The 24,314-nt window shown below is 74.9% G+C and carries 25 protein-coding genes; 22 read left to right on the top strand and 3 right to left on the bottom strand.

Translation table 11 applies throughout. The features are described 5' to 3' along the window. The first annotated feature begins 12 nt into the window (after positions 1-12). The 12 genes from BJ983_RS12595 (at position 13) to dapB (ending at position 11,573) form a co-directional block, all read left to right on the top strand. A complete protein-coding gene (locus BJ983_RS12595) occupies positions 13-309 on the top strand; it encodes a DUF503 family protein (RefSeq protein WP_179794097.1) in 297 nt (98 codons plus the stop codon). Between the two features lie 17 nt (positions 310-326). Then, the gene (rbfA, locus tag BJ983_RS12590; RefSeq protein ID WP_179794096.1) at positions 327-839 is read left to right on the top strand and encodes a 30S ribosome-binding factor RbfA; all 513 of its coding nucleotides are present in this window, start codon (positions 327-329) and stop codon (positions 837-839) included. 75 nt (positions 840-914) lie between these two features. Beyond that, positions 915-2,261 (top strand): MATE family efflux transporter, encoded by a 1,347-nt coding sequence (locus BJ983_RS12585; protein ID WP_179794095.1) that lies wholly within the window; start codon positions 915-917, stop codon positions 2,259-2,261. A gap of 77 nt (positions 2,262-2,338) precedes the next feature. After that, entirely contained in the window at positions 2,339-3,100 is a 762-nt protein-coding gene (gene fabG / locus BJ983_RS12580; RefSeq protein WP_179794094.1) for a 3-oxoacyl-ACP reductase FabG, read from the top strand. An 87-nt stretch (positions 3,101-3,187) separates the two neighbouring features. Continuing rightward, on the top strand, positions 3,188-3,883 hold the full coding sequence (locus BJ983_RS12575) for a hypothetical protein (RefSeq protein WP_179794093.1): 696 nt from the start codon (positions 3,188-3,190) through the stop codon (positions 3,881-3,883). Positions 3,884-3,922: 39 nt separating this feature from the next. Next, positions 3,923-4,858, top strand: coding sequence for a tRNA pseudouridine(55) synthase TruB (gene truB, locus BJ983_RS12570; RefSeq protein WP_179794092.1), 936 nt, complete (start codon positions 3,923-3,925; stop codon positions 4,856-4,858). A gap of 188 nt (positions 4,859-5,046) precedes the next feature. After that, positions 5,047-5,988 (top strand): bifunctional riboflavin kinase/FAD synthetase, encoded by a 942-nt coding sequence (locus BJ983_RS12565; RefSeq protein WP_179794091.1) that lies wholly within the window; start codon positions 5,047-5,049, stop codon positions 5,986-5,988. Then, positions 5,988-6,446 carry a 2'-5' RNA ligase family protein gene (locus BJ983_RS12560; RefSeq protein WP_179794090.1) on the top strand — a complete coding sequence of 153 codons (459 nt, stop codon included), beginning with the start codon at positions 5,988-5,990 and terminating at the stop codon, positions 6,444-6,446. The genes BJ983_RS12565 and BJ983_RS12560 overlap by 1 nt, the downstream gene beginning before the upstream one ends. A gap of 197 nt (positions 6,447-6,643) precedes the next feature. Then, positions 6,644-6,913: a 30S ribosomal protein S15 gene (gene rpsO, locus BJ983_RS12555; protein WP_179794089.1), complete on the top strand. Its 270-nt coding sequence runs from the start codon at positions 6,644-6,646 to the stop codon at positions 6,911-6,913. Between the two features lie 216 nt (positions 6,914-7,129). After that, the gene (locus BJ983_RS12550; RefSeq protein ID WP_179794088.1) at positions 7,130-9,439 is read left to right on the top strand and encodes a polyribonucleotide nucleotidyltransferase; all 2,310 of its coding nucleotides are present in this window, start codon (positions 7,130-7,132) and stop codon (positions 9,437-9,439) included. Positions 9,440-9,534: 95 nt separating this feature from the next. Then, entirely contained in the window at positions 9,535-10,827 is a 1,293-nt protein-coding gene (locus BJ983_RS12545; protein ID WP_179794087.1) for an insulinase family protein, read from the top strand. Beyond that, positions 10,824-11,573, top strand: a complete 750-nt coding sequence (gene dapB / locus BJ983_RS12540; protein ID WP_179794086.1) for a 4-hydroxy-tetrahydrodipicolinate reductase — start codon at positions 10,824-10,826, stop codon at positions 11,571-11,573. Before BJ983_RS12545 ends, dapB begins: the two co-directional genes overlap by 4 nt. A gap of 72 nt (positions 11,574-11,645) precedes the next feature. On the opposite strand, the gene BJ983_RS12535 is transcribed toward dapB, so the two are convergent. After that, positions 11,646-12,230, bottom strand: a complete 585-nt coding sequence (locus tag BJ983_RS12535) for a GNAT family N-acetyltransferase (protein WP_179794085.1) — start codon at positions 12,228-12,230, stop codon at positions 11,646-11,648. A 100-nt stretch (positions 12,231-12,330) separates the two neighbouring features. On the opposite strand from BJ983_RS12535, the gene BJ983_RS12530 reads away from it, so the two are divergent. Further along, positions 12,331-12,822: a beta-class carbonic anhydrase gene (locus tag BJ983_RS12530; protein WP_179794084.1), complete on the top strand. Its 492-nt coding sequence runs from the start codon at positions 12,331-12,333 to the stop codon at positions 12,820-12,822. Positions 12,823-12,824: 2 nt separating this feature from the next. On the opposite strand, the gene BJ983_RS12525 is transcribed toward BJ983_RS12530, so the two are convergent. After that, complete coding sequence (locus tag BJ983_RS12525) at positions 12,825-13,094, bottom strand: hypothetical protein (protein WP_179794083.1); 270 nt, start codon at positions 13,092-13,094, stop codon at positions 12,825-12,827. 108 nt (positions 13,095-13,202) lie between these two features. On the opposite strand from BJ983_RS12525, the gene BJ983_RS12520 reads away from it, so the two are divergent. Continuing rightward, a complete protein-coding gene (locus tag BJ983_RS12520) occupies positions 13,203-14,459 on the top strand; it encodes a winged helix-turn-helix domain-containing protein (RefSeq protein ID WP_179797749.1) in 1,257 nt (418 codons plus the stop codon). Here the strand turns inward: BJ983_RS12520 and BJ983_RS12515 are convergent. Next, positions 14,456-15,451, bottom strand: a complete 996-nt coding sequence (locus BJ983_RS12515; protein WP_179794082.1) for an NAD-dependent epimerase/dehydratase family protein — start codon at positions 15,449-15,451, stop codon at positions 14,456-14,458. The two genes, BJ983_RS12520 and BJ983_RS12515, sit on opposite strands and share 4 nt — an antisense overlap. A 157-nt stretch (positions 15,452-15,608) precedes the next feature. Between BJ983_RS12515 and BJ983_RS12510 the strand changes: the two genes are divergently transcribed. Genes BJ983_RS12510 through BJ983_RS12475 form a run of 8 tightly spaced genes read left to right on the top strand, consistent with a single transcriptional unit; the run spans position 15,609 to position 24,313 of the window. Continuing rightward, positions 15,609-16,787, top strand: coding sequence for an inositol-3-phosphate synthase (locus BJ983_RS12510; protein WP_179794081.1), 1,179 nt, complete (start codon positions 15,609-15,611; stop codon positions 16,785-16,787). After that, positions 16,772-17,686 (top strand): HD domain-containing protein, encoded by a 915-nt coding sequence (locus BJ983_RS12505; protein WP_343054082.1) that lies wholly within the window; start codon positions 16,772-16,774, stop codon positions 17,684-17,686. The genes BJ983_RS12510 and BJ983_RS12505 overlap by 16 nt, the downstream gene beginning before the upstream one ends. Beyond that, the gene (locus BJ983_RS30820) at positions 17,683-18,819 is read left to right on the top strand and encodes a methyltransferase domain-containing protein (RefSeq protein WP_218890249.1); all 1,137 of its coding nucleotides are present in this window, start codon (positions 17,683-17,685) and stop codon (positions 18,817-18,819) included. Before BJ983_RS12505 ends, BJ983_RS30820 begins: the two co-directional genes overlap by 4 nt. Further along, entirely contained in the window at positions 18,816-19,835 is a 1,020-nt protein-coding gene (locus tag BJ983_RS12495; RefSeq protein WP_343054080.1) for a Gfo/Idh/MocA family protein, read from the top strand. The genes BJ983_RS30820 and BJ983_RS12495 overlap by 4 nt, the downstream gene beginning before the upstream one ends. Continuing rightward, positions 19,826-20,656, top strand: a complete 831-nt coding sequence (locus BJ983_RS12490; protein ID WP_179794080.1) for an MBL fold metallo-hydrolase — start codon at positions 19,826-19,828, stop codon at positions 20,654-20,656. The genes BJ983_RS12495 and BJ983_RS12490 overlap by 10 nt, the downstream gene beginning before the upstream one ends. Then, positions 20,653-22,209, top strand: a complete 1,557-nt coding sequence (locus BJ983_RS12485) for a YcaO-like family protein (protein WP_179794079.1) — start codon at positions 20,653-20,655, stop codon at positions 22,207-22,209. The genes BJ983_RS12490 and BJ983_RS12485 overlap by 4 nt, the downstream gene beginning before the upstream one ends. Continuing rightward, positions 22,206-23,072, top strand: coding sequence for a TIM barrel protein (locus BJ983_RS12480; RefSeq protein ID WP_179794078.1), 867 nt, complete (start codon positions 22,206-22,208; stop codon positions 23,070-23,072). The genes BJ983_RS12485 and BJ983_RS12480 overlap by 4 nt, the downstream gene beginning before the upstream one ends. Continuing rightward, positions 23,069-24,313 (top strand): glycosyltransferase, encoded by a 1,245-nt coding sequence (locus tag BJ983_RS12475; RefSeq protein ID WP_179794077.1) that lies wholly within the window; start codon positions 23,069-23,071, stop codon positions 24,311-24,313. Before BJ983_RS12480 ends, BJ983_RS12475 begins: the two co-directional genes overlap by 4 nt. Position 24,314: the final 1 nt, after the last annotated feature.

The following is a 24,314-nucleotide window of genomic DNA, read 5'->3' as shown; positions in this document are numbered from 1 at the left end:
CTCGGGGACGCCGTGTACGTAGGCGTCCTCGAGCTCGACCTGCTGCTCGGGGACGTGTCCTCGATCAAGCAGAAGCGCTCGGTCGTGCGCCCCGTCGTCGCCGAGCTCAAGCGCAAGTACACGGTCTCGGTCGCCGAGGCCGGTCACCTCGACCTCCACCGCCGCGCCCTCATCGGCGTGGCGGTGGTGGCCGCGGACGCCGAGCACGTGTCGGACGTGCTCGACCACTGCGAACGCCTGGTCAGCTCGCACCCCGAGTTCCAGGTGCTCTCCGCGCGGACCCGCTGGCTGGGTCCGCACGACGACTGATCCGTGAAGGAGCCGACATGGCCGACGCACCCCGGGCCCGCCGCCTCGCCAAGCGGATCATCCAGATCGTCGCCTCGACGCTAGAGCACGAGGTGAAGGACCCGCGCCTCAAGCTGGTCACGATCACCGACGCCCGCATCACCGCGGACCTCCGCGAGGCGACCGTCTACTACACGGTCTACGGCGACGAGACCGACCACGACAACTCCGCGGCCGCGCTCACCAGCGCGACCGGCGTGGTCCGTACCGCGGTCGGGCGTCAGACCGGCATCCGGCACACCCCCTCGATCACCTTCGTCCAGGACGAGGTGCCCGAGGACGCGGCGCGCATGGAGGAGCTGCTCGCGGGCGTCCGCGCGGCCGACCAGGAGGTCGCCTCGCTCGCCGCGAGCGCGGACTACGCCGGCGAGGCCGACCCGTACCGCAAGCCGCACGAGGACGACGAGGACGAGGACTCCGACGACCTCGAGGCCGCCGACGACCTCGTCGAGGCGGACGACGGTCCCGACGACGGGTCCGCTCGGGCCTGAACCCTCCTCCCTCTTGGCAGCGAAGCGTCGTTGCTGTCATCCAGTGGCAGAGACGCCACATCGTCGGAGCAACCGGTGACCACCTCGCTCGACGCCGGGCCGACCCGCGTCCTGTCGCTCTCGGCGGCCGCCCTGGTGGTGCTGGTCGCCGAGCCGCTGTACCTGCTCGTGGACACCGCCGTGGTGGGCCGGCTGGGGGCACTGCCCCTGGGCGCGCTCGCCGTCGGCGCGGTCGTCCTCGCCCAGGTGTCCTCGCTCGGCACGTTCCTCGCCTACGGCACCACCGCCCGCGCCGCCCGCGCCTTCGGGGCCGGCCACCGCGACCGGGCGGTGGCCGAGGGGGTGGCCGCCACCTGGCTGGCACTGTTCGCCGGGATCGCGGTCGTCGTGCTCGGCCAGCTGATCGCGCGGCCGGTCGCCGATGCCCTCGGTGGAGGCGGGGTCCTGGCCGACGAGGCCGTGGACTGGATGCGGATCGCGCTGTTCGGCGCGCCCGGCATCCTCGTCGCGATGGCCGGCAACGGCTGGATGCGCGGCGTGCAGTCGACCCGCGCCCCGGTCGTCGTGGTCCTCGCCGGCAACGGGGCCTCCGCGATCGCGTGCCCGGTCCTCGTCCACGGGGTGGGGCTCGGTCTCGAGGGCTCGGCCATCGCGAACGTCGGCGCGCAGACCGTCGTGCTCCTGCTGTTCGTCGGCGCGCTGGTGCGCGAGACGACCCGCCTGGGCGTGACCCTGCGCCCGGTCGGCGCCGACCTCCGCGCCCAGCTCGGCCTCGGCCGCGACCTGCTGCTGCGCAGCCTCGCCTTCCAGGCCTGCTTCCTCTCGGCGACCGCGGTCTGCGCGCGGTTCGGCGCGTCGTCGGTCGCGGCCCACCAGGTGGTGCTGCAGCTCTGGACCTTCATGGCGACCGTCCTCGACTCGCTCGCTATCGCCGCGCAGCAGCTCGTCGGTGCGGCCCTCGGCGCGTCGGCGACGTCGTCCGCGCGCACCGTCACCCGGCGCGTGACCTGGTACGGCATCGCGCTCGGCACCGTCGCCGGCCTGGTCTTCGCCGCGCTGGCGGGCGTGCTGCCGCGGGTGTTCACCCCCGACCCGACGGTGCTCGCCACCATCCCGGCCGCCTGGTGGTTCTTCGTGGCGCTGCAGCCGATCGCCGGGTTCGTGTTCGCCCTGGACGGCGTGCTGCTCGGCGCGGCGGACGCGGCGTTCCTGCGCCGTCTCACGCTCGGCTGCGCGCTGGTGGGCTTCCTGCCCGCGATCTGGGCGTCGCTGGCCTTCGGCTGGGGCCTCGCCGGGGTGTGGGCGGGTCTGTCGCTGTTCATGCTGGGGCGCGCGGTCGGGGTCGGGCTGCGGGCGCGGGGGGACCGGTGGATGGTCGCCGGCACCGGTGCGGCGGCGGGGAGCGCGACCGGTCAGGCGTGACCGGTCCCACCCGTCGTCCGGAAAGCGACGGGTGCAGGATGGGCCCGAACCGACCCGTACCAGGAGGTCCTCCCGTCATGACCGCTCCCACCCCCCGCGTCGCGATCGTCACGGGCGCCGCCCGCGGTCTCGGGGCCGCGACCGCGCTGCGTCTGTCCGCCGACGGCCTGGCCGTCGCCGTGATCGACCTCGACGAGTCCGCCGCCAAGGGCACCGCGGATGCGATCACCGAGGCCGGCGGGAAGGCCATCGCGGTCGGCGCGGACGTCTCCGACAACGACGCCGTCACCGCGGCCGTCGAGCGGATCGTCGCGGAGCTCGGCCCGCCCACCGTGTTGATCAACAACGCCGGGATCACGCGGGACAACCTGCTGTTCAAGATGTCCGAGTCGGACTGGGACCAGGTCATGGGCGTGCACCTGCGCGGGTCGTTCCTCATGACCCGCGCCGTCCAGGGCCACATGGTCGCCGAGCAGTTCGGGCGGATCGTGAACCTGTCGTCGACCTCGGCGCTGGGCAACCGCGGCCAGGTGAACTACTCGGCGGCCAAGGCCGGCCTGCAGGGCTTCACCAAGACCCTCGCCATCGAGCTCGGCCGCTTCGGCATCACCGCCAACTGCGTCGCCCCCGGCTTCATCGCCTCGGAGATGACGAAGGCGACCGCCGAGCGCCTCGGGCAGGACTGGGAGGAGTGGCAGGCCGCGCGCGCCAAGGAGATCCCGGTCCAGCGGGTCGGCGTCCCGGAGGACATCGCCAACATGGTGTCGTTCTTCGTCGACGAGCGCGCCGGGTACGTGTCCGGCCAGGTCATCTACGTCGCGGGTGGTCCGAAGACGTAGTCCTCCTTCTCTCGACAGAGCAACGAGCACGCCGATAGGGGGGTCGGCCCGGCCGACGTTGTCGGGGGTCCGTGCTTCCCTGCGGACATGGACGGCAGGTGGGATCCCGGCGCGATGACGTGGCTCCGGGAGGTGCGGGACCGGTGGCGGGCCCTCGGGGTGCTCGGGCTCCTCGAGGACGCCGTCGCCGCGGTGTGGGAACGGAACGTGGCGCGCCACGACCCGGCGGTCGCGGGCGACACCGCCCTGACGCTCGGCCTCACCTCCTCGGAGAACCTGCGCACGCGGCTGCTCGCGGTGGCGCCGGAGTGGGCCGACCGCGCGGTGTGGATCGGGTCTCCGCGGAACTCGCTGGTCGTGCGGCACGAGCAGGTGGCCCTGCACGTGATGAAGGCGCCGCCGGCGCACGCGCCGACACCCGACTTCGGCGTGCTGCGCTGGGAGGGCGCGATCCGGGAGGCCGCGGCGGCCGACAACGGCGCCGGGTACGTGCCGGTCGGGGGCCAGCTCGCCCTCGACGGGCTCTCGGCGCCGCGGGTGTCGCCGGAGACCACGTCCGGGTTGGGGCACGTCGTGCTCGTGTGGACCGGCACGGCGTCGACGGTCACGACGACGGGTTGGCTCGCCGTGCCCTGGGAGGGCGCGCTCGGCAGGGACCACGCCGACCCACCGGGCGCGGCCTGGCTCGCGGCCCTGCCGCTGTGGTCGCACGGTCCGGCGGAGGTGCCGCACCCGGCGGAGGTCCCCGCCGTGTCGATCCCGATCGGCCTGCTGTCCCCCTGATCGGCGCGGGCGTGCCGGGGCAGGGGAGGATCCGCGGCGATGAACGCCCGTGCTCCCCAGCGGAGAAGCAACCCGCCCCCGCCGCCCGGCCTGCTCGTCGTCGACAAGCCGGGCGGGTGGACCTCGCACGACGTGGTCGGCAAGGCCCGCCGCCTGGTCGGCACCCGCAAGGTCGGGCACGCCGGCACGCTCGACCCGATGGCCACCGGGGTGCTGGTCCTCGGGGTGGAGCGCGCGACGAAGCTCCTGGGTCACCTCGCGCTCGACACGAAGACCTACCTCGCGACCATCCGGCTCGGCGCCGCCACCACGACCGACGACGCGGAGGGCGAGGTCGTCTCCACCGCCGACGCGAGCGCGATCGCCGACGACGCCGTGGACACCGAGGTGGCGGCGCTGACCGGCGACCTGTCGCAGGTGCCGAGCACCGTGTCCGCGATCAAGGTCGACGGGCGGCGCGCCTACGAGCGGGTCCGGGCCGGCGAGGAGGTGACCCTCCCCGCGCGCCCGGTGCACGTGGGGCGGTTCGACGTCCTCGCCCGACGGCGGGAGGGCGAGGGGCTCGAGCTCGACGTGCTCGTCGACTGCTCCTCCGGCACCTACGTGCGGGCGCTCGCACGTGACCTCGGGGCCGGGCTGGGGGTGGGCGGGCACCTGACGGCGCTGCGCCGCACCCGCGTCGGGCCCTTCACGCTGGCGCACGCGCGCACCGTCGACGAGCTGGTGGCGGAGGCGGACGGGGAGGCCGGCCGGGCGGGGCTGTCCCTGGACCTCGACGCCGCGACCGGGACGGCGTTCCCGCGCAGGGACGTCGACGCCGCGCAGGCGGCCGACCTCGCGCACGGGCGTCCGCTCCCGCCGAGCGGTGGCCCCGGCACCACGGCGGTGTTCGGCCCGGACGGTCATGTCGTCGGCCTGGTCGCCGACACCGAGGGTCGGGCCCGCCCGGTGCTGGTGCTCGCGCCGGCGGGCTGATCCGCGCCCGCCGCGAGGGTGGCATCAGGCAGCTTCCCGGGCCGGTGGGCGTGCCTGGTGTGCACCTCGGCGAGGGCCGGGGACACCCGGGAGGTGACGCCGCACCCGTCGTCGGGAAGCCCACCGGGCCCGGCCGTAGGCTGGGCGTGATCCGACGACACCGCACCCCGCGGGGAGGCCCGAGGCACGTGCAACGCTGGCGCGGTCGTGACGGCGTGCCCCCGGGCTGGGGCCGCTGCGTGGTGACCATCGGCGTGTTCGACGGGGTGCACCGCGGTCACCAGCAGCTCATCGGCCACGCGGTCGAGCGGGCGCGGGAGCTCGGCGGGCTGCCCACCACGCTCATCACGTTCGACCCGCACCCGAGCGAGGTCCTGCGCCCCGGTTCGCACCCCGCGCAGCTGACCACCCTCGCGCGCCGGGCCGACCTGGTCGGTGAGCTCGGCATCGACGCGTTCTGGGTGCTGCCGTTCACCACCGACTTCGCCCGCGTCGAGGCCGACGAGTTCGTCCACGAACTGCTGGTGGACCGGCTGCACGCGTCCGCCGTGGTGGTCGGGAACAACTTCACCTACGGCTACCGCGCGGCCGGGGACGTGCCGGAGCTGCAGCGGCTCGGCCAGCGGTTCGGGTTCGAGGCGATCGGCCTGGACCTGGTGGCCGACGGAGATCGGGGACGCACCGTGACCTACTCGTCGACCTACATCCGCAGCTGCATCGCCGCGGGCGACGTCGAGGCGGCCGCCGACGCCCTCGGGCGCCCGCACCGCATCGAGGGCGTCGTGGTCAAGGGCGACCAGCGCGGCCGCGACCTGGGCTACCCGACCGCGAACGTGTCGCCGACCGCGCACGCCGCCGTCCCCGCCGACGGCGTCTACGCCGGGTGGTTCATCCGCGACGGGGAGAAGCTGCCGACCGCGGTGTCGGTCGGCACCAACCCGACCTTCTCCGGCCAGCAGCGCACGGTGGAGGCGTTCGTCCTCGACCACACCGAGGACTTCTACGGTCGGCGGGTCGGGGTCGAGTTCGTCGGCCGGGTGCGGGGGCAGGAGCGCTTCGACTCGATCGAGGAGCTGATCACCTCGATGGACGGCGACGTCGCGACGACCCGGAAGATCCTCGGCCTCTAGTGCGCCTGTTCGTCGCGGTATCGCCCGACGAGACGGTGAACGTCGCGATCGACGCGGCGGTGGCGGGCCTCGACGGGGCGTCGTGGCGCCCGGTCGCGCGGGAACGACGGCACGTGACGCTGCGGTTCCACGCCGACGCGGACCCGGAGGTCGTCGCCGTCGACCTCCAGCGGGCCCTGGACGGGCGGCCGGCGGTGCCGTCCCTGCACTGCCGCGGCGCCGGCACCTTCGGCACGGCGCTCTGGCTGGGGGTGCATCCCGACGACGGGGCGGCGTGGGAACGCCTGCTGCTCGCCGTCGGCGCGGACCCGGCCGGGCACGTCGCCCACCTCACCGTGGCGCGGGGGAGGGGGCCGGTGCCCGACGTCCTGCGCGAGCACCACGGCCCGCCGTGGCGTCCGGACGCGGTCGTCCTCGTCGCGAGCGGCACGCCCTACCGGGTCCTCGGGCGGTTCTGAGCGGGCCGGGCCACCGGGGGCCGACGAGCCTGTCGGGGGTCCCCGGTAGACTCGTGTCTGATCCGGCTGCGGTCCGTGGCGGCCGGGCACCGAGAGCGATGGCGCGGCCCGTGGCCGCACCCGCCGTCGGGACGTCACACGGTACCGGGCGCGCGAGCCCGGGCATGATCACAGAAGACCCGAGGAGTACCCCCGACGTGGCACTGACCACCGAGCAGAAGAAGTCGATCCTCTCCGAGTACGGCGTGCACACCACCGACACGGGGTCTCCCGAGGCCCAGGTGGCGCTGCTGACGAAGCGGATCACCCAGCTCACCGAGCACCTGAAGATGCACAAGCACGACCACCACTCCCGCCGCGGCCTGCTGCTGCTGGTGGGCCGTCGCCGCCGGCTGCTGAAGTACGTGGCGTCGGTGGACATCACCCGCTACCGGTCGCTCATCGAGCGGCTCGGCCTGCGCCGCTGATCCTCCGGGCCGCCCGCGACACCGTCGCGGGCGGCCCGATCTGCAAGCACACCTGAACACGAGCCCCGCCGCCGCCGTCGGCCCGCCCGGTGCGGACCCGGTCCTCGACAGTGGCCCCCGGAACATCGCGTCCGGGGGCTTCGATCGAAGACCGGTCACACGATCACCGGAGAGCGCCGCAGGGGCGCGGGGCGTTCCCCAGGAGGAACCCCACCCATGGCGAATTCCGCCACTCCCGCCGTCGTCGACACCGAGACCGGGGTCCACGAGACCACGGCCGTCCTCGACAACGGCGCCTACGGCACCCGCACCATCCGCTTCGAGTCCGGCCGCCTGGCCCGCCAGGCCGCCGGCGCCGTCGTCGCCTACCTCGACGAGGAGACGATGCTCCTCTCGGCGACGACCGCCTCGAAGCGCCCGAAGGACAACTTCGACTTCTTCCCGCTGACGGTGGACGTCGAGGAGCGGATGTACGCGGTCGGGCGCATCCCCGGCTCGTTCTTCCGCCGCGAGGGCCGCCCGTCGACCGACGCGATCCTCACCTGCCGGCTCATCGACCGCCCGCTGCGCCCGACGTTCACGTCGAACCTGCGCAACGAGGTCCAGGTCGTCATCACGGTGAAGAGCCTCGACCCCAACGACCCGTACGACGTGCTGGCGATCAACGCGGCCTCCGCGTCGACCCAGATCTCGGGCCTGCCCTTCGACGGTCCGGTCGGCGCCACCCGCGTCGCCCTGATCAACGGCCAGTGGGTCGCCTTCCCGACGTGGAAGCAGCTCGAGGACGCCGTGTTCGACATGGTGATCGCCGGGTCGATCACCTCCGACGGCTCCGACGTCGCCATCTCGATGGTCGAGGCCGAGGCCACCGAGCGCACCATCTCGCTCGTCGCGGGCGGCGCCCAGGCGCCGACCGAGGAGATCGTGGCCGCGGGCCTCGAGGCCGCGAAGCCCTTCCTGCGCACCCTGTGCGAGGCGCAGAAGAACCTCTACGACTCGCTGGGCACCACGACGAAGGACTACCCGACCTTCCCGCCCTACCAGTCCGACGTGCTCGACGCCGTCACCTCGGCCGCGGGCGACGAGCTGGACAAGGCCCTCGCGATCGCGGGCAAGCAGGAGCGCGACGCCGCCCAGGACGCGGTCAAGGAGCGCCTGGTCACCGAGCTCGCCCCGAAGTTCGAGGGTCGCGAGAAGGAGATCGGCGAGGCGTTCCGCTCGCTGACCAAGTCCACGGTCCGCCGGAAGATCCTCACCGAGGGCTTCCGCATCGACGGCCGCGGCGTCACCGACATCCGGCCGCTGGCCGCCGAGGTCGAGGTCATCCCGCGGGCGCACGGCTCGGCGTTGTTCGAGCGCGGCGAGACCCAGATCCTGGGCGTCACCACGCTGAACATGCTCCGGCTCGAGCAGAACATCGACTCGCTCGGCCCGGAGACCACGAAGCGGTACATGCACCACTACAACTTCCCGCCGTTCTCCACCGGCGAGACCGGCCGCGTGGGCTCGCCCAAGCGCCGCGAGATCGGCCACGGCGCGCTCGCCGAGCGGGCCCTCATGCCGGTCCTGCCGACGCGCGAGGAGTTCCCCTACGCGATCCGCCAGGTCTCCGAGGCGCTGGGCTCCAACGGCTCGACGTCGATGGGCTCGGTCTGCGCCTCGACGATGTCGCTGCTCAACGCCGGTGTGCCGCTGAAGGCGCCGGTCGCGGGCATCGCGATGGGCCTGGTGTCCGGCGACGTCGACGGTCAGGAGACCTTCGTCGCGCTGACCGACATCCTCGGCGCCGAGGACGCGTTCGGCGACATGGACTTCAAGGTCGCCGGCACGAAGGACTTCGTGACGGCGCTGCAGCTCGACACCAAGCTCGACGGCATCCCCACCGAGGTCCTCGCCAAGGCGCTGACCCAGGCCCGGGGCGCCCGGCTCGCCATCCTCGACGTCATGGCCGAGGCCATCGACACGCCGGACGAGATGAGCGAGTTCGCCCCGCGCATCACCACGGTGAAGGTCCCCACGGACAAGATCGGCGAGGTCATCGGCCCGAAGGGCAAGATGATCAACTCGATCACCGAGCAGACCGGCGCCGACATCTCCATCGAGGACGACGGCACGATCTACGTCGGTGCGGCCGACGGGCCCAGCGCCCAGGCGGCGGTCGACATGATCAACGCCATCGCGAACCCGCAGATGCCGAAGATCGGGGAGCGCTACCTCGGCACGGTCGTGAAGACGGCCGCGTTCGGTGCGTTCGTCTCGCTGGTGCCGGGCCGCGACGGCCTCGTCCACATCTCGAAGCTGGGCGGCGGCAAGCGGATCGGCAAGGTCGAGGACGTCGTGAACGTCGGCGACAAGATTCGCGTCGAGATCACCGACATCGACAACCGCGGCAAGATCAGCCTCCTGCCCGTCACGGAGGACGACGCCGCGGCGTCCAACGGTGCCCCGCAGGGCACCGGGGCCGAGGGCGCCGGCGCGGCACCGGCCGAGGAGGCCTCCACGGGCGCCATCGGCGGTCGCTCCTGACCGGCGGGAGACGGAGCGGAGCGGAGCTCGACCGCTCGTCAGGTCTGCTCGGTCCCGACGGCGGGCTCGTCACCGCCGAGCACCCGGGCCCCGGCGTGGCACGCACCGTGCTGCCCGGGGGCCTGCGGGTGGTGACCGAGCACGTCGCCGGGGCCCGCTCGGCCGCCGTCGGCCTGTGGGTCGACATCGGGTCGCGCGACGAGCCGGGCTTCGACCCGGCCGCGCGCGGCGCCGCACACTTCCTCGAGCACCTGCTGTTCAAGGGGACCGCGCGGCGCAGTGCGCGCGAGATCGCCGAGGAGATCGACGCGGTCGGGGGAGACCTCAACGCGTTCACCTCCAAGGAGCACACCTGCTTCTACGCGCACGTGCTCGACTCCGACCTCGCGCTCGCGGTCGACGTGGTGTGCGACGTCGTGCTCGGCGGCGTGATGGACCCCGCGGACGTCGAGGTCGAGCGCGACGTGGTGCTGTCCGAGATCGCGGGCCGCGACGACGACCCCGAGGACCTGCTCGCCGACGACTTCGACGACCTGCTGCTGGGCGACCACCCGCTGGGTGGCCCGGTGGTGGGGTCCGAGGAGTCGGTCGGGGACATGACCCGCGACGTGCTCGCCCGCTTCCACGGCGCGCACTACGTGCCGTCGCGCTCGGTCCTGGCCGTGGCCGGCAACGTGGCGCACGCCGACGTGCTGGAGGCGGTCGCCGCCGCGTTCGCCCACCGCCTCTCCGGGGATCCGGCGGCCGCCGCGGCCCGGCCGGACGCCCCCGCCGTCGTCCGGGCCCCCGCGGATCGGCTGTCGGTCCGCGAGGACGACACCGAGCAGGCCCACCTCATGCTGGGCGTGCCGTCGATCCGCCGCGGCGACCCGCGGTGGGAGGCGCAGCTGGTGCTCTCCACCGTGCTCGGCGGCGGTACCAGTTCCCGGCTGTTCCAGGAGGTCCGGGAACGCCGGGGGCTCGCGTACTCGGTGTACTCGTCGGCCACCGGCTACTCCGACCTCGGCGTCCTCAACGTCTACGTCGGGTGCGCCCCCGAGCGGCTCGGCACGGCGGCCGGGGTGCTGCGCACGCAGCTCGCCGAGCTCGCCGAGCACGGGATCACCGCCGCCGAGCTCACACGGGCCCAGGGGCAGTTGCGCGGCGAGTACGTCCTCGGACTGGAGGACACGCCGTCGCGGATGAGCTGGCTCGGCCGCCGGGAGCTCGACGGTCCCGCCGCGGCGCTCGATCTCGACGAGGCGCTGGCCCGGGTGCGCGCGGTGACCGTGGACGAAGTCGCCGCGATCGCCTCGGAGCTGTTCGCCACGCCGGTGACCGCCGCCGTCGTCGGCCCCTACGCTGACGTCGACGATCTTCCCGACGAGGTGCGTGAGGTAGGCGAATGACGATCCGGGTGGGGGTCCTCGGCTCCCGGGGCCGCATGGGGTCCGAGGTCTGCCGGGTCGTCGGGGAGGCGGACGACCTCGAGCTGGTGGCGACCGTCGACGAGGGCGACGACATCGCCTCGCTCTCCGACGCGGACGCCCAGGTCGTCGTCGACTTCACGCACCCGTCGTCGGTCGCCGACAACGTGCGCTTCCTCGTCGAGCACGGCATCCACGGCGTCGTCGGCACCAGCGGCATGACGACGGAGGTGCTCGACGACCTGCGCACGCGGCTCGACGGGGCCGCCGGGCTCGGCGTCATGGTGGTGCCGAACTTCGGGATCGGCGCCGTGCTGATGATGCGCTTCGCGGCGCAGGCGGCCCGGTTCTACGACTCGGTCGAGATCGTCGAGCTGCACCACCCGAACAAGGCCGACGCACCCTCGGGCACCGCGACCCGGACGGCCCAGCTGATCGGCGAGGCCCGGTCGGCGGCGGGACTCGGGCCCGGCCCGGACGCCACGACGCACGACCCCGACCACGCGCGCGGCGCCACCGTCGACGGGGTCCACGTCCATGCGGTGCGGATGGCGGGTCTGGTGGCCCACCAGGAGGTGCTGCTCGGGAGTGCGGGGGAGACCCTGACGATCCGGCACGACTCCTTCGACCGCGCCTCCTTCATGCCGGGCGTGCTGCTGGCGGTCCGCTCCGTCGTGTCGCGCCCGGGCCTGACGATCGGCCTGGAGTCCGTGCTCGACCTCGACTGATCTGAACGAGAGGCACCCTCGCGCGCGTAGCGGCTGCGAGAGTGCCGTTCGCGCCGAAGGGGGTGCCGCCGATCAGAGCAGCGGCAGGCCCAGGTCCTCCGCGGTCGGGCGCACGGCGAACTCCAGGTCCAGCGCCCCGCCGAGCCGCACCTCGCGCAGGGGGCGTCCGCCGGCGTCGAGCGTGCGCACGGTGCCGTCCGGCTCCCACCCGGCCCGCGCGTAGAACGCCCGCGACGCCGCGTCCCGCTCCGGCACCCAGGTGACCCCGCGTGTGGCCCCGGCGGTCCGGAGCGCCTCGGCGGCCGTCACCAGCAGCCGCCCGCCGTGGCCCCGCCGGCCCCAGCGGGGCGACACGAGCAGCGTCGCGACGAGGCCCACCGACGCCGCGTCGTCGGGGACGGAACCCACGGCGTCGGTCAGGTCGTCGGGCGACGCCGGCCCCGCGAGGGCGAAGCCCGCGACGGTGTCGCCCTCGGTGGCCACGAGCAGACCGTCGACCGAACGCTCCCACGCGGCCGTCACGGCGTCGGAGTCGAAGCCCTCGGTGAGCGAGGTGGGGAGGAAGCCCGCCCAGGCCGTCGTCCACACCTCCCGCTGCACCGCCGTCACGGCGGCGGCGTCGTCGGGGGTCGCCGGGCGGACGTGCGCGATGGCCATACCGGGACACTAGGACGCCGGTCACGGCCCGACGTGCACCCCACCCGTCGTCGGGAATGATCACCGTCGACGCATACCGCCAGTCCGGGAGGTTCCACCGATGTCCGTCACCGACGACCTGCTCGAGGCGAACGCGAAGTACGCCGAGACGTTCGCCGAGGCCGAACTGAGCCCCGTGCCCACCCGGCACGTCGCCGTGGTCACCTGCATGGACGCGCGGATGGACATCTTCGCGCTCCTGGGGCTGGGGAACGGCGAGGCGCACGTCATCCGCAACGCGGGTGGCGTCGTGACCGACGACGTCATCCGCTCGCTCGCGATCAGCCAGCGCAAGCTGCAGAGCCGCGAGGTCGTCCTCATCCACCACACCGCCTGCGGCATGGCGACCTTCGGTGACGACGAGTTCAAGGCGGAGCTGGAGCAGGAGACCGGTCTCAAGCCGGCCTGGGCGGTGGAGTGCTTCTCCGACCCGTACGCGGACACGCGGCAGTCCCTGCAGCGCGTGCGGTCCAGCCCGTTCCTCGCCGACACCACGCAGATCCGCGGGTTCGTCTACGACGTGAAGACCGGCGCGCTCACCGAGGTCTCCTGACCTCAGGCCGCCGGGCGCGGCAGGGGCAGCGCGGGCGGCTCGTCGTCGGCGAGCCGCACGGCAGCAGCCGGGTGCTCGACGAGCGCCAGCACCCGCGAGGACATGAACCGCGCGGTGCGCACCGGCGTGCCGCCGCGGGTCACCTCGCTCACCTCGACGACGCCGCGCCCGTGCGCGACCTCGACCCGGCGTCCCGCCCGGGTGGCGCTCACCTCCCAGCTGCGCGTGGTTCCGCCGGCGTCGACGACGATCTCGACACGGTCTCCGACCATGGGTCCTCCTTCAGCGTTCTCCCTGGTCAACGCCGGTGCGGGGCGCTCCATTCCGGTGGTTGTCGGGGGTGGCTGGCAGGATTCGATCCCGTGGGGACACCGGAGCGGATGGGCGCGGCGGCGGCGCGACGGGCGGCGCTGGCGGCCCAGGGGCTCGACGCCCCACCGCGCCCGGGGTCACCGAACCGGGGCGGGCTCACCCGCCTCGTCCGCCACCTCGGGCTGCTCCAGCTCGACTCGGTGAACGTCGCCGTCCGCGCGCACTACGCGCCGGTGTTCGCCCGGCTCGGGAGCTACGACCGGGACGTGCTCGACGCGCTCGCCTGGCCGCAGACGGCGGCCGACCGCCGGCGGCGCGCGTTCGTCGAGTTCTGGGCGCACGAGGCGAGCCTGGTCCCGGTGGAGGACTGGCCGTTGCTGCGGTGGCGGATGCGTGACAACACCGCGCGCACCAGTCGCTGGCTCGGCAACGCCATGGACCACCGGCCCGACATCCTCGACGCCGTGCACGACGCGGTCGCCGCGCACGGCCCGCTCGAGGCGCGCGAGGTCGAGGCGGTCCTCGGCGACGGCGGGGAGCGCCGCGCCCGCGCCCACGGCGGCTGGTGGCACCGCTCCGACGTCAAGGTCGCCTGCGAGCACCTCTTCGCCACCGGGGTCCTGACGACGGGGACGCGGCGCGGCTTCCGCCGCGCCTACGCGGTGAGCGAGGACGTCATCCCGCCCGAGGTGTTCGCCCGGCACCCCGACCGGGCGGAGTCGATGCGGGCGCTCACCCTGCGCGCGGCGGCGGCGCACGGGGTGGCCACGGAGCCCGACCTGCGCGACCACTACCGGCTCCCGCCCGCGGAGAGCCGCGTGGCCGTCACGGAGCTGGTCGACGCGGGGGAGCTGGAGGAGGTCGAGGTCGCCGGGTGGGGGGCGCCCGCCTACCGGCTGCCGGGCACGCGAGTGCCCCGTCGGGTCACGGGGCGGGCGCTGCTGGCTCCGTTCGACCCGCTCATCTGGTTCCGGCCCCGCACCGAGCGCATGTTCGACTTCACCTACCGGATCGGGATCTACACGCCCGCCGAGCAGCGCACGCACGGCTATTACGTCTTCCCGTTCCTGCTCGACGGGCAGCTGGTGGGCCGGGTCGACCTGAAGACCGACCGGGCGGCGGGCGTCCTGCGCGTCCCCGCCGCGTTCGCCGAGCCGGAGTGCGCCGAGCGCGGCGCGGGCGAGTCCCGCGTGGCGGCGGAGCTCGCGGGCGCCCTGCGCGACATGGCCGACTGGCTCGGGGTGGGCGACGTCGTCGTGGAGGGCGGGCCGCTCGCCCCGGCGCTGAGCCGGGCGCTGGTCCACCCGGCGACGCAACCCGCCTAGAGCTCCGACCGCCCCGCCACGAGCGCCCGCTCCCGGTCGTCGTCCAGACCCGCCGCCAGCTCGGCGCGCCCCTCGGAGCGGACCTGCGCGAGGACGTCGCGGGCGGTCTCGGCGGCGGGCCGGAACCGGAGGCCCGCGGCGATCGCGGCGGAGGAGTCGATCGCGTCCTGGGGGATCTGGTCCTCGGGGAACCACAGGGGCCGCTCCTCCTCGGGGACGTCGCGCAGCCCGTTCCGGAGATACGCCTCGTCCGCCCACGCCCACGAGACGTCGCCCGGTGCGCCACCCACCGCGCTCAGGCACTCGTCGAGCACCGCCGACAGGGGCTGCGCCCGCCCCGGCCCCACGGTGTCGAACACCCCGGTCAGCCGGCGGTCGAGCGCGGACACCACGAAGGCGGCGATGTCCCGCGCGTCGCTGTACTGGACGACGCGGTCCGGGTCGCCCGGCGCGAGGACGGTCCGGTCGGCGTCCCCGGCGAGCGCCCGGGCCAGGCGGACCGGCCACCAGGTGAACCGGTCGGTGGGGTCGAACGGGCCGACCATGATCCCCACCCGGAACACCGGGGCCGGCCCGTCGAAGTGCTCGGCCACCGCGGACTCCGCGCCCAGCTTGTCCAGCGACCGCTCCTGCAGCACGTCGTCCGCGTCCCCGGGTCGCCGCACGGGGTCGCCCGCGCCCGGCACGGCCGGGCCGTCGGGGTGGTACACGCTCATCCCGGACACGTAGCCGTAGGCCCCGGCGGCGCCGGAGAGCAGTGCGGCGGTGCGGGCCACGGCGTCGGGGTCGGAGAACGTGTCGAGGACGGCGTCGAAGCGGCGGCCGTCCAGCGCGGACAGGTCACCCTGCCGGTCGCCGGTCAGCGCCTCGACCCCGTCGACCGGGGCGGAGCCGCCGCGCGAGAGCACGGTGACGTCGTGGCCGGCGTGGAGACCGGCGGCGGCGACGTGGCGGCCGAGGAAGCCGCCACCGCCGAGGACGAGGAGATGCACCCGCGCGGCTACCCGACCGACCGGGCCGGACACGCGCCCGGGTCGCCGACGCCACGCGGGGGGAGAACCGCCGTTTGCGGGTCCCGATCGGGCGGGGAGCACATCCCGTCGGTCCGCGGGTGCTCCCCGGGTCGCGCCTGCTACGAGGAGGTCTCGGGTGTCGGACGAGCAGCGCAAGGTCGGGGTGGCCGTCGTCGGGGTCGGGGGCGCGGTCGCCACCACGGCCATCGCCGGGATCGAGCTCCTGAAGATCGGGGCGTGCGGCTACGAGGGCCTGCCGTTCGCCGACGTCACCTCGCTCGTGCCCTACACGTCGTTGACGTTCGGGGGCTGGGACCTCGACGGGGACGACCTGGCCAAGGCCGCCCACCTGCACGGGGTGCTCGAGCCCCGGGTGGTGGAGGCGGCGGGGGCGGGACTCGCGGCGGTGGCCCCGTGGCCGGCGGTCGCCGACCCGGAGTACTGCCGCAACGCCGTCGGGGCGAACGTCATCCCGATCTCGTCGGTCCGCGGACGCGTCGACCACGTCCGGTCGGACATCGAGCGCTTCCGCGCGGCTGAGGGCCTCGACCGCGTCGTCGTGGTCAACCTCGCCTCGACCGAGCGCTGGCCGGACCTCACGCTGCCCGCGTTGCAGACGCCGGAGGCCTTCGAGGCGGCCATCGACGCCGACGACCCGGTGATCAGCCCGAGCATGGTCTACGCCTACGCGGCGATCACCTCGGACTCGCCGTACGTCAACTTCACGCCGAGCGCCTCGGCGGACATCCCGGCCCTGCTCGAGCTGGCCCACCAGCGCGGCGTCCCGGTCTCGGGCAAGGACGGCAAGACCGGCCAGACGATGATGAAGACGGTCCTCGCGCCCGCCTTCCGGTCGCGGTCGCTGCACGTGGACGGCTGGTACTCGACCAACATCCTCGGCAACCGCGACGGCCAGATCCTCGAGGACGCCGACTCGCTGTCGAGCAAGCTGCAGACCAAGGGCACGGTGCTCGACCAGTGTCTCGGCTACGAGGTCGAGGACCACGTCGTCCGGATCGACTACTACCGGCCGCGCGGGGACCAGAAGGAGGCCTGGGACAACATCGACCTGACCGGCTTCCTCGGTCAGCGGATGCAGGTCAAGGTCGACTTCCTGTGCCGGGACTCGATCCTCGCGGCACCCCTGGTCCTCGAGCTGGCGCGCCTGGTCGACGAGGCCGCGCGCCGCGGCGAGGGCGGGGCCCAGGAGCAGCTCGGCTACTTCTTCAAGCAGCCCATCACCCGCGACGGGGGCGAGCCCGAGCACGCGTTGTACCGCCAGGAGCAGGTCCTGCGCGCGTGGCTCGACCACTGATGGACACCGCGGGGCCCGGGCAGCTCGTCGGGGCTTTCCGGGAGATCGGCGACCTCAAGCGCGTCCACGTCGCGGGCCGCCCCGGCTCCCTCGCCGACCACGCCTTCCTGCGGGCCTGGTCGGCGCTCGTCGCGGGGGAGGACCCCACGACCGTCGCCGAGGCCGAGTGCGCCGCGGCCGTGGCCGGGGCACGTCTGGCCGGGCTGGACGGCGCGGTGCTCCGGGACGCCGGGCTCTCCGCCGCGGACGCCCGCGAGGTGCGGGCGCGCGCGATCGACGAGGTGGGCTCCGCCCTGCCCCCGGACCTGCGGGCCCGGCTCGCGGGCGCGCCCGACCCGACCGGTGACCCGGCGCAGGCGCCCGCCTTCGCCGGGACGCTGGTCGATCAACCGCGCGCGGGTGCCACCGCCCCCGGGCGGCCCCGGCTGATCGTCGAACCCCCGGAGGACCACGGCGAGCACTGCTGGGCGGTGGCGGTCTACGGCGCGCTGCTCGCGGGGTCCGTCGGCGCCGACCTCGGCGAGGCGTTCCTCCTCGGGCTCGCCCACCACCTGCACAACGTCGCCCTGCCCGACGCCGGGTTCGCCGGCGAGATCCTGCTCGGCGACCACCTCGAGCCGGTGATCGAGCGGCTGACCGAGCGCGAGCTCGCCACGCTGCCCACGGCGCTCGCGGACCGGATCCGCCTCCTGCTCGTCGCCCGCGCCGACGCCGACACCCCGCTCGGGCGCGCCTTCCACGCGGCCGACGTGCTCGACCGGGTGCTGCAGGTCCACCACCACGCCCGGGCCGCGGCGTTCGTCGCGTCGGACGCGCTGGTCGACCTCGAGCTCGTCCACGTGTCCCCGGTCTCGGCCTACCACGACGCGGTGCTCGCCGAGGCGGGCCTGCTGCCGTGACGCTCCGCGACCCGGTCTCCCGGCGGCCGCTCACGCCGGACACGCTGCACTCGCTCACCGACGGCGCGCGGCGCTGGCCCGTGCTCGACGGCATCCCGTTCCTGCGCACCGGCCGCGCGACCGTGGTGGAACGCGTCCTCGCCGCGCTCGACGACGGGCGCGTCGCCGACGCCGCGGCGGTGCTGCTCGCCGACAGCGACGACTGGTGGGACGAGGCGCCCCCGCCCCCGGAGCGGCTCGCCGCGGTGTACGAGTCCGCCGCCGACCCGGCGACGACGCTGCGGGACGCGGCCGCCGCCCTCGGACTGGGGCGGGTCGGCGACTACTTCCTGCACCGCGACCACGACCCGTCCGGGCTCGCGGTCACCGCCCTCGTGGCCACCCACCCGCCCGCGGGCCGGCCGGTGGTCGACCTCGCGTGCGGGGCCGGGCACCTGCTGCGCCGCCTCGTCGCGGAGCCGGGGGAGTGCGCCGGGGCGACCGGGATCGACATCGTGTTCGCCAAGCTCTGGCTGGCCCGCCGGTTCGTGCTCCCGACCGACGCGGACGTGCGCCTCGTCTGCGCGGACCTCCGCTCGCCGTGGCCCCTGGAGGCCGACGGTGACGCCTGGGTCTCCTGTCACGACACCCTGTACTTCCTGCCGGACCCCGCCGACGTGCTGCAGCGGGCCGCCGAGCTCGCCGGACCGGGCGGCGCCGTGCTGGCGGCGCACTGCCACAACGCCGGGCACCCGCTCGGGGCCGCCGGGCACCCACGCCGTCCCGCGGAGTGGGCGGCGATGCTCCCGGGCGCCGCGACGTACACCGAGGAGGAGCTGACGGCCGCCGCGCTGGCACCCCGACCCGCGCGACCCGCCGTCGGGACGGACCTCGACGCGACCGAGGCCGTGGCGCTCGCGCTCGACCGGGCCGGCGCGCCCCCGCGGGAGAGCCTGCTGCGCCCCGCGCCGGGCGCGCGGCTGCACCCCAACCCGCTCTACCGCGACGGGGTGCGGGAGTGGCCGAACCCGCGCTGGGGCGACGAGTACGGCGGGCGCGCCGCGACCTACCTGCCGGAGCGATTGCCCGCGCACATCGAGCACGACGAGGCCGTGCGCCGCCGGGTGCTGGTCGACCTGCCGGGGCGCTGGTGAGCACCGGGTGGGGCGTGGTCGGGCTGGGCTGGGTGGCCCGCGACCACGTGCTCCCCGCCATCGCTGCCGACCCCGACGCCCACCTCGTGGCGGTCTGCGACCGGGACCCGGCCGCGCTCGGCGGCCTGCCCGACGGGGTCGCGGCCACCGACGACCTCGACGTGCTGCTCGGCAAGGGCCCGGACGCGGTCTACGTGGCGACCCCGAACCACGCGCACCTGCCCGTGGTCCGCGCGGTCGCCGCGGCGGGCGTGCCGGTGCTGTGCGAGAAGCCGATGGCGCACACCGTCGCCGACGCGCGCGTGATGGTCGAGGCCGCGGGCGACGGACTCGTGGCCACCGCGTTCGACCAGCGTTTCCACCCGGCGCACCGGACGATCGCGGACCTCGTGGCGGAGGGCCGCCTCGGCACGGTCACCGCCGTGCGGATCGTCTACGGCTGCTGGCTGCCGCCCGCGTGGACGCCCCCGCACGCGCGGGACGACGCGAACTGGCGGGTGGACACGGCTCTCGCCGGGGGCGGTGCGGCGATCGACCTGGCCCCGCACGGGCTGGACCTCGCCGGCACGCTGCTCGGGGAGGACGTCGTCACGCTCACCGCCGTCACCCGCCGCCGGGTCCACCCCTACGCCGACCCCGCGGCCGACGACGGCGCCGTGCTCGTCGGGGCCACCGCGTCGGGCACGTTGTTCGACGCGCACGTCAGCTTCGCCCTGCCCGACGCCCTGCCCCGCCGCCGGCTCGAGCTCGTCGGCACCCGCGGGCAGCTCGTCGCGGAGAACACCCTCGGGCAGGTCGCGGGCGGGACGCTCACGTTCCTCGACGCGACCACCGGGGCGGCCGAGGCGGTCGCCTTCGACGCGGGAGGGCCCTTCGAGCGGCAGATCGTCGCGTTCGGCGCCGCCGTGCGTGGTGAGCGGCCCTGGCCCTATCCGCTCGCGCGCGACCTCGCGCTCCACGAACTGCTCCTGGACGCCCTCACCCCCGGCACCGCACTGGAGGCACCGTGCCCCTGAGCCCCTGGACCTGTACCAACTGCGGCCACTGGCAGCGCTGGTTCGCCACCCCGCCGTCGTGCCCGGTCTGCACCGACGTCCGCAACGCCCTGCCCGACGACGGCTGGGACTTCCGGCCGCTCGACGAGATCGCCCGGGGCCGCGCGGCCCGGTGGGCCGAGGTGCGCCCGGGCATCACCGGGTTCTGGTGCGAGCCGCAGGTCGGGCTCGGCACCTGCGGATGGGTGATCGAGACGGACGCCGGCCTGATCGGCTGGGAGGGCGCCGGCTTCTATCCCGACGACGGGCTCGCCGAGATCCGTCGTCGCGGCGGCCTGGCGGCGCTCGCGGCGAGCCACGTGCACGGGTACGGCGCGCTGTTCCAGCTGCAGGACGCGCTCGACCCGCCGGTCATGGCGATCGGGGTCCGCGACCTCGAGTGGACCAAGGCGTTCCGCGTCACGTGGCCGCTCGACGACCGCCACGAGTTCGCCCCCGGCCTCGTCGCCCACCGCACCGGCGGGCACTTCGACGGCCACATGGTGCTGCACGACGAGCGGCGCCGGGTGTTGTTCTGCGGGGACATGCTCAAGGCGTCGCTGGACGCCGACGGCCGGGCCACCGGGCTGTCGGCGCACAAGGCCTTCCACGCCCAGATCCCGCTCTCCCACCAGGAGATCCGGGACGCGTACAAGGTCATCGGCGAGCTGGACTTCGACGCCGTGGCCACCCCGTTCGAGTTCGTCGAGGGCGTCACCACCGCCCACGTCCTCGCGCTCTACGACCGGCTGCTCTCCGCGCAGCCGGTGGCCGGGCCGATCCCGCTGGAGGAGCTCGCGTGACGGTCCTGGACGACGTGGCGCGGGCCTACACCGACGCGCTCCCCACGGGGGAGACCGACGAGATCGAGCTGCGCGGCCTCGACCGCACCGGCGTCCACGTGGTCGCCGCCGACTTCGCCGACCCGACCGGGGTCTGGCCGCGCTCCGGGTCGTTCGGTTACGGGCTCGCCGTCGGGCGCGCCCGGGTCGCGGCCCGCGCCGAGCTGGCCGAGGAGATGCTGCTCTCGGTGCACCTGCGGGGCCTGGAGCGCACCCGCGACTCCTACTCCGCGCTGCGGGCCCGCCTCGGGCCGGACGCGGTGGTGGACCCGCTGCGCCTGACGCTGCCCGCCGGCTCCGCCTACGACCCCGACGCCGGGCGCTGGTGGCTGCCCGCGGTCCGCGTCCGCACCGGGGAGACGGTGCTGGTCCCGGCCGAGTTCGCCGCCGCCTACCCGGTGGACCTGCCCTGGCAGGACCCGGCGGAGCGGCTCACCACCGTCATCACCAACGGCTGCGGCGCCGGGGACACCGTCGAGCGGGCCCTGGCGCACGCCCTCGGGGAGCTGCTCCAGCGCGACGGGAACAGCACCGCCTTCCGGGCCCTGGACCGCGGCGTCGTCCTCGACACGGGGCCCGACGACGAGCTGGTCCGCGACCCCGACACCCGGGAGCTGCTCGCGCACCTGCGCCACGTGGGGATCCGGGTGGTGCCGAAGCTCGCGTCGACCGCGTTCGGCGTCACCGACCTGCACGTGGTCGGCCACGACGTCGCCGGGGAGCCGCCGCACCCGATCGCCCTGACGGCGTGCGGCGAGGCCGCCCACCCCGACCGGGAGGTGGCCCTGCAGAAGGCGCTGCTCGAGTTCTGCTCCGCGCGGGTGCGCAAGACCTTCGCCCACGCCGACCTCGCAGGAGTCCGCCCGTTCGCGCCCGACTCCTACTGGGACCGCGAACTCGCCACGCCGCTGCCGCCGCAGGAGGCCCGGGCGTTCCGGGCGATGCAGGACTGGACCGCCCGCGGCGCCGACGAGCTGCGCGATCTGCTCGAGCCCGTCCTCGCGGAGCACACGCGGGTGCGGTTCGACGAGCTGCCCACCACCGCGGTCGGCGGGCCGGTCGCGCTGCTCGACGACCTCATGGGTCGGCTGGCGGACTTCGACGTGCTCGCGGTCCTGGCGGACACCGGGGGAGACGCAGCGGAGCGGAGCTCGACCGGGGTGGACCGCGCCTGTGCGGTCAAGGTGATCGTGCCCGGTCTCGAGGTCGAGACGATGTCCTACGGGCGCATCGGGCGTCGCGGGGTGGACCGCCTGCTGGACCGGGCGGCCGACGCCCACGACCCGGCCTTCGGCCTCGTCGGGCTCGGCGACCCTCCGCACGCCGGGGCGCTGCCGGTGCTCCTTCCCGACGACGAGGCGGCGCGGCTCGGCGACGAGCGCGGCAGCGACCGCGCGTGGCTCGACCGCGACCGCGTCGACCGGGTCGTCGGCGACCTCTACCCCCTCTACCGCGAGCCGACCCGGCACGCCGTCGGGCGCGTCGCCGCGGGAGAGGACGTGACGTTCGCGTGACACGCAGCGAAGCGGAGCCGGACCATCGAGGCGGCCTGCGCTGGGCCTACAACACCAACGGCCTGTCCTCCCACCGGCTCGACGACGCCCTCGAGCTGCTCGCCGACCACGGGTACGCCGGGGTCGCGCTGACCCTGGACGTCGCCCACCACGACCCGTTCGCGCCCGAGCTGGCGCGCCGCACCGCGGCCCTCGCCGACCGGCTCCGCGGACTCGGGCTGGGCAGTGTCGTCGAGACCGGCGCCCGGTTCCTGCTCGACCCACGTCGCAAGCACCACCCGACGCTGGTCAGCGCGGACGCCGCCGACCGGGCGCGACGGGTGGCGTTCCTGCGGCTGTGCGTCGACGTGGCCGCCGACCTCGGGAGCGAGGCCGTGTCGTTCTGGGCCGGCGTCCTCGCGCCCGGCCTCGACCGCGACGAGGCGTGGCGGCAGCTCCTGTTCGGGGTCGCCGCCGTCACCGAGTACGCGCGGGGTCGGGGCGTCACCGTGGCGGTGGAGCCGGAGCCCGGCATGCTCGTGGACGACCTCGACGACTGGTCGGCGCTGCAGGCCGAGATCCCGGACGTCGCGCTGGCGCTCGACACCGGCCACTGCATCGTCTCGGGCCGCTGGGCACCCGCCGACGCCGTCCGGGCGTTCGCGCCCCAGCTCGGCGCGGTCGCGGTCGAGGACATGCCGCGCGGGGTGCACGACCACCGGGCGCCCGGCGAGGGCGACATGGACCTCGGCGCGGTCGTGTCGGCGCTGCGCGCGGTCGACCACCGCGGGCTGGTCAGCCTCGAGCTCTCCCGCGACTCCCACCGCGCCGACCGGCTCGTGCCGGAGGCCATCGCGACGCTGCGCGCCCTGGAGGCCCCGTGAGGATCTGTTTCGTCTCCCGCCGCTACTGGCCCGCCGTGTCGGGCATGAGCGCCTACGCCGAGAACCTGCTGCGCCACCTGGTACGCGCCGGCCACGACGTCACGATGGTCTCCCAGTACCGGGGCGACCCGGCCGGGCGCGCGGTGTACGGCGGCGGGCCGCCCCCGCCCGAGCGCGTGCCCGACGGCGTCGAGGTGGTCGCCCTGGAGGCGCACGGCGAGCAGGAGGTCGCCGCAGGTCGTCCCGCCGACTTCGAGGCCGACGTCGAGACCATGCGCGCCACGGTCGCGCGCCTGCACGCCGAGCGGCCCTTCGACGTGCTGCACGCCCAGTACGCCTACCCCAACGGGCTGGCGGTGCTGCGCGCCGCGCACGACCTCGGGCTGCCCGCCGTCGTGAGCGTGCAGGGCGGCGACGGGCACTGGGTGGGGACCTGCTGCGACACCCACCGCGAGCTGGTCCGCGCCGTGTTCACACATGCGCCCGCGCTCGTGATCGGCTCGCCGTCGTTCGCGGCCGAGGTGTCGGCCCGCCACGAGGTGGACCCGGCCCGCTGGACGATCGTCTCCGGCGCCACCGACACCGAACGGTTCACCCCCGCCCACGAGCCGGGGGCGCTCCGCGAACCCCCGACGCTGCTCTACCACGGTCGCGTCGACGCCCGGAAGGGCGTGCTCGACCTGCTCGAGGCCCACCGCTGGCTGCTCGACGGCGGGCGGGAGGTCCGGCTCGTCGTGTCCGGGATCGGGCCGGACACCGCCCTCGTCGCCGAGCGCGTGACCGAGCTCGGGCTCGACGAGCACGTCGACCAGCTCGGCTACACGCCCTACGAGCGGGCCCACGAGGTGTACGGGCGCGGCGACGTCTTCGTCAGCCCCACCTACGCCGAGGGCTTCTCCAACACGATCCTCGAGGCGATGGCCTCCGGGCTGCCGGTGGTGACCACCGACGTCGTCGGGGTGCGCGACTGCGTGCGCCCGGACGACAACGGCGTGCTCGTGCCGGCCAAGGACCCGGCCGCCCTCGCCGCCGGCATCGCACGCGTTCTCGACGACGGGGTGCTGCGGGTCGGCATGGCCGGCCGCGCGCTCGAGGAGGTCCGCGCCGTGTGGTCGTGGCCGGTCATCGCCGACCGGGTCACCGACGTCTACGACGTCGTCCGCGACGTGCCGGTCCCCGCGATCCCCGACCCGCCCGTGGACCCGTCCTGCCGGTTCCGCGCGGCGCCCCACCTGCTGTGAG

Source organism: Actinomycetospora corticicola, from assembly GCF_013409505.1.
GTDB lineage: Bacteria > Actinomycetota > Actinomycetes > Mycobacteriales > Pseudonocardiaceae > Actinomycetospora > Actinomycetospora corticicola.
Note: the sequence above shows the minus strand (reverse complement) of the source record. Positions and strands in the feature narration are given on the sequence as shown.

Bases quoted from the DNA above. Each gene is read 5' to 3' on its own strand.
- rbfA (WP_179794096.1), top strand. From the start codon at position 327: ATGGCCGACGCACCCCGGGCCCGCCGCCTCGCCAAGCGGATCATCCAG.
- fabG (WP_179794094.1), top strand. From the start codon at position 2,339: ATGACCGCTCCCACCCCCCGCGTCGCGATCGTCACGGGCGCCGCCCGC.
- BJ983_RS12575 (WP_179794093.1), top strand. From the start codon at position 3,188: ATGGACGGCAGGTGGGATCCCGGCGCGATGACGTGGCTCCGGGAGGTG.
- truB (WP_179794092.1), top strand. From the start codon at position 3,923: ATGAACGCCCGTGCTCCCCAGCGGAGAAGCAACCCGCCCCCGCCGCCC.
- BJ983_RS12550 (WP_179794088.1), top strand. From the start codon at position 7,130: ATGGCGAATTCCGCCACTCCCGCCGTCGTCGACACCGAGACCGGGGTC.
- dapB (WP_179794086.1), top strand. From the start codon at position 10,824: ATGACGATCCGGGTGGGGGTCCTCGGCTCCCGGGGCCGCATGGGGTCC.
- BJ983_RS12535 (WP_179794085.1), bottom strand. From the start codon at position 12,230: ATGGCCATCGCGCACGTCCGCCCGGCGACCCCCGACGACGCCGCCGCC.
- BJ983_RS12530 (WP_179794084.1), top strand. From the start codon at position 12,331: ATGTCCGTCACCGACGACCTGCTCGAGGCGAACGCGAAGTACGCCGAG.
- BJ983_RS12525 (WP_179794083.1), bottom strand. From the start codon at position 13,094: ATGGTCGGAGACCGTGTCGAGATCGTCGTCGACGCCGGCGGAACCACG.
- BJ983_RS12520 (WP_179797749.1), top strand. From the start codon at position 13,203: ATGGGCGCGGCGGCGGCGCGACGGGCGGCGCTGGCGGCCCAGGGGCTC.